Annotated in this window: 6 protein-coding genes and 1 pseudogene; 4 read left to right on the top strand and 3 right to left on the bottom strand. The window is 72.3% G+C overall.

What is annotated here, in order from left to right; all coding sequences use genetic code 11:
- Positions 1–157 precede the first annotated feature (157 nt).
- The gene (locus AADR41_RS40535) at positions 158–940 is read right to left on the bottom strand and encodes a thioesterase family protein (RefSeq protein ID WP_342287333.1); all 783 of its coding nucleotides are present in this window, start codon (positions 938–940) and stop codon (positions 158–160) included.
- A 516-nt stretch (positions 941–1456) separates the two neighbouring features.
- Entirely contained in the window at positions 1457–3013 is a 1557-nt protein-coding gene (locus tag AADR41_RS40530; protein ID WP_342287332.1) for a FadD3 family acyl-CoA ligase, read from the bottom strand.
- Positions 3014–3083: 70 nt separating this feature from the next.
- On the opposite strand from AADR41_RS40530, the gene AADR41_RS40525 reads away from it, so the two are divergent.
- The 3 genes from AADR41_RS40525 to AADR41_RS40515 are packed head-to-tail and all read left to right on the top strand — an operon-like array spanning position 3084 to position 5488.
- Positions 3084–4253 (top strand): lipid-transfer protein, encoded by a 1170-nt coding sequence (locus AADR41_RS40525; RefSeq protein WP_342287331.1) that lies wholly within the window; start codon positions 3084–3086, stop codon positions 4251–4253.
- Between the two features lie 14 nt (positions 4254–4267).
- On the top strand, positions 4268–4708 hold the full coding sequence (locus tag AADR41_RS40520) for a Zn-ribbon domain-containing OB-fold protein (RefSeq protein ID WP_342287334.1): 441 nt from the start codon (positions 4268–4270) through the stop codon (positions 4706–4708).
- A 6-nt stretch (positions 4709–4714) separates the two neighbouring features.
- Positions 4715–5488 carry an enoyl-CoA hydratase/isomerase family protein gene (locus AADR41_RS40515; RefSeq protein ID WP_342287330.1) on the top strand — a complete coding sequence of 258 codons (774 nt, stop codon included), beginning with the start codon at positions 4715–4717 and terminating at the stop codon, positions 5486–5488.
- Between the two features lie 22 nt (positions 5489–5510).
- On the opposite strand, the gene AADR41_RS40510 is transcribed toward AADR41_RS40515, so the two are convergent.
- A complete protein-coding gene (locus AADR41_RS40510; RefSeq protein WP_342287329.1) occupies positions 5511–6053 on the bottom strand; it encodes a hypothetical protein in 543 nt (180 codons plus the stop codon).
- Positions 6054–6213: 160 nt separating this feature from the next.
- Here AADR41_RS40510 and AADR41_RS40505 point away from each other — a divergent pair.
- Positions 6214–6564 (top strand): annotated as a pseudogene (locus AADR41_RS40505) (hypothetical protein); the annotation flags it as partial.

Here is a 6564-nt window from a genome sequence, read left to right as displayed (position 1 = left end):
GCACGGGGGAACGGCCGCGGCGGCGCGGAGGGGGAGCCGTCGCGGCCGTCGTACGTCCGCGGGTGCACGACGGAGGGGCACAAGCCATCGGCTCGTGCCCCTCTCCGCATGCCCGGCCACGCCCCGCCGGGCGTTCGTCACAAGGGGCGGACGGTGGTCACAAGGGGCGGACGGTGAGGATCTGCTGCGCGTGGCCGACCGGCCCGTCCGCATCGTGCAGGACGGTGCTGGTGATGCCCTGACCGGTGGGGCCGAAGGTCACCGTGGTGTCCAGTCCGGTCCAGGGGCCTGCGGGCTGCCGGTGGAGGTGGACGGTCAGGTCGACGTTGGGGAACATCCAGGCGGTCGGCGACTGGCGCACGGCGATGCCGTTGGCGGTGTCGACGAGCGCGATGTAGGACGCGAGCGGGCTCGCGGTCTGCCCGGCGACGAGGTCCAGGGGCGTGGAGATCCAGGCGGTCGTACGGCCCGGCTGCGGTTCGGCGAGCGGGCGGACGTCGAGTGAAGCGATGTAGCCGCCGGGCCAGACGTCGGCCATCGGCCAGGGCTTGAGCTCCTGCGGAGGGCTGAGCCGGTCGTCGGCGCCGCCGACGACAGCGGTGGTGTCGCCGGAGGCGAGAAGCCAGGCGCGGGCGCGTACGACGGGGCGGCCGTCGATGAGGACGACGGCTTCGAGCAGTTCGATGGTGCGGCCGGGCCTGAGGGTCTCGACCCTGATCTCGCACTCGTCGAGCGCGAGCCGCCCGAGGATGTCGAAGCTGATCCGGGACAGGACCGAGCCGCTGTCCGGGCGCGCGGCCAGATAGCGGTCCATGGCGTGGACGATGAGGCCGCCGAGCGGGCTGAAGTGCTGCTCGGCGGTGTCCCAGGCGCCGCCCGCGTGGGCGGTGGGCTTGTAGCGCCGCTCGTCGATGGGCTCGTAGTAACTGCCGGTGTTCAACGGGTGTGTCCTTCTCGGGCCAACTGATGCGGAACGGTCTGGTGGCGGATGAGACTCATCGGCGGATGAGGCCCATTGGGTGAAGACGGTACTGGCCGGGGTGGCATGGACGGCATGGCCCCTGCGAGTGGGCCGCGCGGGACGCTGCGGCGCCACGGGCGCAATCGCGGGCGCGGACCGAAGGCGCGGCGCAGGCGCAGATCGCAGACGCGGGCGCAGACCACAGGCCCAGGCGCGGACTGAAGGCGCGGGCGCGGACCGCAGTTCGCGGGCACAGCCTCAGACCGCAACCGCAGGCCCAGGCCGCAGACGCGGGCGCAGACCGCAGACGCGGGCGCGGACCGCAGGCCGGCCGTGACCGGCGGGCCTCGGGCGGGGGCGGCGACGGCGCACGGCGGGCCGGGTACGGCTCGGCCTCCCGCCGGTCGTTCGGCGGCGGGAGGCCGGCCTGCGGTGAACGGGGCGAAGCCCGCCGGCCCGGCGCCGGGCGGGGCTCCGTCCGGGAGACGGCGAGCGCTATCCGCGCCCCCGCAGCTCCCCCTTCACCACCTTGCCGCTCGCGTTGCGCGGCAGTTCGGGTACGAACTCCACCGCCCTGGGGACCTTGTAGTTGGCCATCTCGCGGCGGGACCAGGCGATCAGGTCGTCGGCGGTCGTCGTCGCGCCGGGGCGGCGCACCACGTAGGCCCGGCCGACCTCGCCGAGGCGGGGGTCGGGGACTCCGACGACCGCCACGTCGGCCACGTCCGGGTGCAGGCCGAGGAGTTGTTCTATCTCGGCCGGGTACGCGTTGAAGCCGCCGACGATGAACATGTCCTTGATCCGGTCGGTGATCCGGAGGTTGCCCGCTTCGTCGATGACGCCCACGTCGCCGGTGTGGAGCCAGCCGTCGGGGGTGATCGCGGCGGCCGTGGTCTCCGGGTCCTCGAAGTAGCCCCGCATCACGTTGAAGCCGCGCACCAGGACCTCGCCGGGGGCGCCGGGTTCGGCCAGGACGCGGATCTCGGTGTCCGGGATCGCCCGGCCGGACGTCGAGGCGATCGTCTCCGCCGGGTCGCCGCGCCGGCACATCGTGACGATGCCGCTCGCCTCGGAGAGGCCGTACGCGGTGAGGACCGTGGCGATGCCGAGCTCCGTGCGCAGGCGTTCCACCAGCCTCAACGGGACCACCGCCGCGCCCGTCACCACCAGACGCAGGGCGGACAGGTCGTGGGTGGCGCGTGCGGGGTGGTCCAGGAGGGACTGGTGGAGGGTGGGCGGGCCGGGCAGCACCGAGATCCGTTCGGCGGCGATGTTGGCCAGGGCCGTGTCCACGTTGAAGACCGGCTGCGGAACCATCGTCGCGCCCCGCATCAGGCACGCGATGATGCCGGCCTTGTAGCCGAAGGTGTGGAAGAAGGGGTTCACGATCAGATAGCGGTCGCCCTCGCGCAGATCCGCCAGTTCGCTCCAGATCGCGTAGCAGCGCAGGGTCTGGGCGTGCGTGATGACCGCGCCCTTGGGCCGGCCCGTGGTGCCCGAGGTGTAGATGATGTCGGAGGGGGACGAAGGGGCGATCGCGTCGGCCCGGGTACGCACCTCGGCCCCGGACACGCCCTCCCCCGCCGCCAGGAAGTCCTTCCAGGTGACGTAGTCGTCGGGGGCGGAGTCGGCGAGCACCACCACCCGTTCCAGGTGCGGGAGCCGTACGTCCGCCCGGCGCAGCGACGCCACGTACGACGTACCGAGGAAGGTGCCGGTGACGAAGAGGAGTTTCGCCCGGCTGCGTTGCAGGATGTACGCCGCTTCGGTGCCCTTGAAGCGGGTGTTGAGGGGGACGAGGACCGCGCCCGCCGTCACCGCCCCCAGCGCCGAGACGATCCAGTCCAGGGTGTTCGGCGCCCAGACCGCGACCCGGTCCCCCGGCTCCACGCCCGAGGCCATGCACGCGGCGGCGGCCCGCTCCACGCGGTCGCCGAGTTCGGCGTACGAGACCCGGGTGCGGCCCTCGACGACCGCCTCCCGGTGCCCGTACCGTCGCGCCGCCGCCCGCATCAGCCCCGGGATGCTGCCCCACTCCTCGTCACCGCGCATCGTTCGCCCTCCTGACGCAGTAGCTGACTATCCGTCAGATTAGCTGTAGCCTCAGCCGCTGTCAGCAGTCATGACGGCCTGGGAGGTGGCGGTGACGGCACTCAAGGACGCGACGGCGATAGCCGGCATAGGACAGACGGCTTTCGCGAAAAAACTGCCGGAATCCGAGAAGACCTTGGCCTGCCGGGCCATCGTCGCGGCGCTCGACGACGCGGGCATCGCCGCGTCGGAGGTGGACGGATTCGCCTCGTACACGATGGAGGAGACCGACGAGGTGGAGGTCGCCAAGGCCATCGGGGCCGGCGACGTCACCTTCTTCAGCAAGGTGGGGTACGGCGGCGGCGGCTCCTGCGCGACGATCGCGCACCTAGCCGCCGCCGTGGCGACCGGGCAGGCGAGCGTGGGTGTCGCCTGGCGGTCCCGGAAGCGCGGCTCGGGGCCCCGGCCCTGGAAGAACACCGCCGTGCAACTGCCCACCCCCGCGCAGTGGACCCGCCCGTACGGACTGCTGCGGCCGGCCGACGAGATCGGGATGCTGGCGCGGCGGTACATGCACGAGTACGGGGCGACCCGCGACCACCTCTTCAACGTCGCCCTCGCCTGCCGCAACCGCGCCAACCAGAATCCGGACGCGGTGATGTACGAACGCCCGCTGACCCGCGACATGTATATGACCTCGCGCTGGATCAGCGAGCCGCTCTGTCTCTTCGACAACTGCCTGGAGACGGACGGGGCGCTGGCCTGCGTGATCGTCTCCGCCGAGCGCGCCCGCGACTGCCGGCAGAAGCCCGTCTACCTCCACTCCGTCGCCCAGGGGCTGCCCGCCCAGCACCACGGGATGGTCAATTACTGGAACGACGACCCGCTCACCGGACCCGCCTGGACGGCCGCCCGGCAGCTGTGGAAGCAGGCCGACTTCGGCCCGGACGACGTGGACGTCGCGCAGATCTACGACGCGTTCACCCCGCTCATCCCGCTCTCGCTGGAGGGTTACGGCTTCTGCGGGCGCGGCGAGGGCGCCGCGTTCACCGAGGGCGGGGCCCTGGAGAGCGGCGGGCGGCTGCCCATCAACACCGGGGGCGGCGGGCTCAGCGAGGGGTACGTGCACGGCTTCAACCTGATCAACGAGGGCGTCAAGCAGCTGCGCGGCATCTCCACCGCCCAGGTCCCGGACGCCCGGACGTGTCTGGTCACCGCCGGGGAGGGTGTCCCCACATCCGCCGTACTGCTGAGGAGTTGAGGGAGTTGACCGGGATGGATGGCCTGCTGCTGCCCGTCGTGGACGAGGACGGCGCCCCTTTCTGGGAGTACGCGGCGCGCGGTGAACTCCGCGTCCAGGCGTGCGCCGCGCCGGAGTGCGGGCGGCTCCGCTTTCCGCCGCGGCCGTGCTGCCCGCACTGCCAGTCGTTCGAGAGCGAGTGGCGGCCGATGAGCGGACGCGGCCGCATCTGGTCCTACGTACGGCCGCATCCGCCGCTGCTGCCCGCGTACGCCGCGCAGGCCCCGTACAACGCGGTGGTGGTCGAGCTGGCGGACGCCCCGCAGATCCGGCTGGTCGGGAACGTGGTGAGCGGTCCGGACGCCCCGCTGGACTCGGTCGATGCGGAGCGGCTGCGGATCGGGGCGCCGGTCCGTGCGGTGTTCTGCCCGGCCGGTCCCGGGGTGACCCTGGTGCGCTGGCTGCTGGAGAGGTGAGGGTCGATGGCGCTGCGCACGGAGACGGACAAGGAGACCGGGGTCGCGCTCGTCACCCTCGACCGGCCCGCGAAGCACAACGCGATCGACCTGGCCACGGCCGCCGGGCTGAGGTCCGCCTGGCGGGCGTTCCGCCTCGACGACGAGGTCCGGGCGGTGGTCCTCACCGGCGCGGGCGGCCGGGCCTTCTGCACCGGGATCGACCGGGACGTGGAGGTGCCGCAGCCCTCGTCCCCGTACACGATCGACGATCCGCTGATCGCGATCGGGCCGAAGGCGAACGACCTGTGGAAGCCGGTGGTCGCGGCCGTGGAGGGGATGGCCTGCGGCGGGGCGTTCTATCTGCTGGGCGAGGCGGAGTTCGTGATCGCGTCCGAGGAGGCGACGTTCTTCGATCCGCACACGACGTACGGCATGGTCAGCGCGTTCGAGGCGATCTCGATGGCGCAGCGGATGCCGTTCGGCGAGGTGGCCCGGATGGCGCTGATGGGTACGGCGGAGCGGGTCTCGGCCCGTCGCGCGTACGAGACCGGGCTGGTCAGCGAGTTGACGGCGCCCGGCGGCGCGGTGGCCGCGGCGCTGCGGGCGGCGGCCGTGATCGCCTCGTACCCGACCGGGGCGGTGCAGGGGACGGTACGGGCGGTGTGGTCCGCGCGGGAGGCGGCCAGGGCGCAGGCCATGGCCCACGCCCCGCACCTCGTCGCACTCGGCAATCTGCCGGCGGAGCGGCAGGCCGAACTGTTCCGGGGGCGGGGTGCGGGCGGGTTCCGCACGCGCTGACGGGCCGGCGGCGCGGCTCGGGTCAGTAGCTCAGCTCGGCGTCCACGCGGCAGTCCTTCACCTTGGAGACCTTGCGCGGGTTGTCCATCCGCACGGAGACGGTCTTGGTCTCGCCGCCCTCGGCGTCCACGGTCGCGTCACCGGTGTCGACGGTGTTGCCGCGTGCGTCGAGGAAGGTCACGTCGACCTCGTAGGTGTGCGAGCCGGTGGCACCGGTGTCGGCGGTGAGCCTGACGGTGGAGGCGGTCACGGCCTTGCGCTTGCCCTTGCGGGGCTGGGCGCAGCGGAAGACGTACGCCTGGGGTTCGTCGGACGCCGTGGCGCTCGGGGTCGGGGTGCCGTAGTCGGTGGAGCCGGAGGAACTGCCCGACGAGTCGTAGTCGTCGTCGCTGCTGCGGTAACCGTTGTTGCTCTTCTTGGAGTTGGAGCAGCCGCCGCCGCTGCTGCCCGACCCGTGGCTCTTGCTCTTGCCGCTGCGGCCGCCGTGGCTGGAGGTCGAGAAGCCGGTGAGTGCGAGCACCACCACGACCAGTACCGCGGATAGCTTTATGTGCTGCCGCATCATCGATGCAGCCCCCCCTTGTGTTGTTGTCCGTTTCTGCAGTTGTCGAACGACCGTGCGTCACGCTAGCGCAAGGTGGCGAGGGCCAGGAGCCGGGCGTAGCGTCGAGGCCGAGAGCGGTGCAGAGCTGTGACGCCGGTCCGTGGCACGCAGGAGGCCGATGATGATCCGCAACGTCCTCGGCTCGGTCCTCGCTCTCGCCGGAGCGGCGGCCGCCGTGCTGAGCCCCTTCCGTGACTGGTACGACGGTCGTCTCGGGCGTCACTACCGGGTGGACGAGCTGTTCACCGGAATCACGGCCGGCCGGCCCGGACCGCTGGGGTCGATCCTGGTCGTCTTCCTCTTCGCCGCCCTGCCGGCCGTGATCGGTGTGGTGCTGCGGTCACGGCTGCTGGTGGCGGCCTCGGGTGTGCTGGTGCTCGGATTCACCGTGCTGTGGATGGTGCGCCAGGGGGAGTCGGTGGGCAGTCTGACGGTCGCGGGCGACGGTTCCGGGCTGGGGTGGGGCGTGGCC

Origin of the sequence: Streptomyces sp. CLV115, from assembly GCF_038448545.1 — a bacterium.
Taxonomy (GTDB): domain Bacteria; phylum Actinomycetota; class Actinomycetes; order Streptomycetales; family Streptomycetaceae; genus Streptomyces; species Streptomyces sanglieri.
This window is presented reverse-complemented; position numbering and strand designations above follow the sequence as displayed.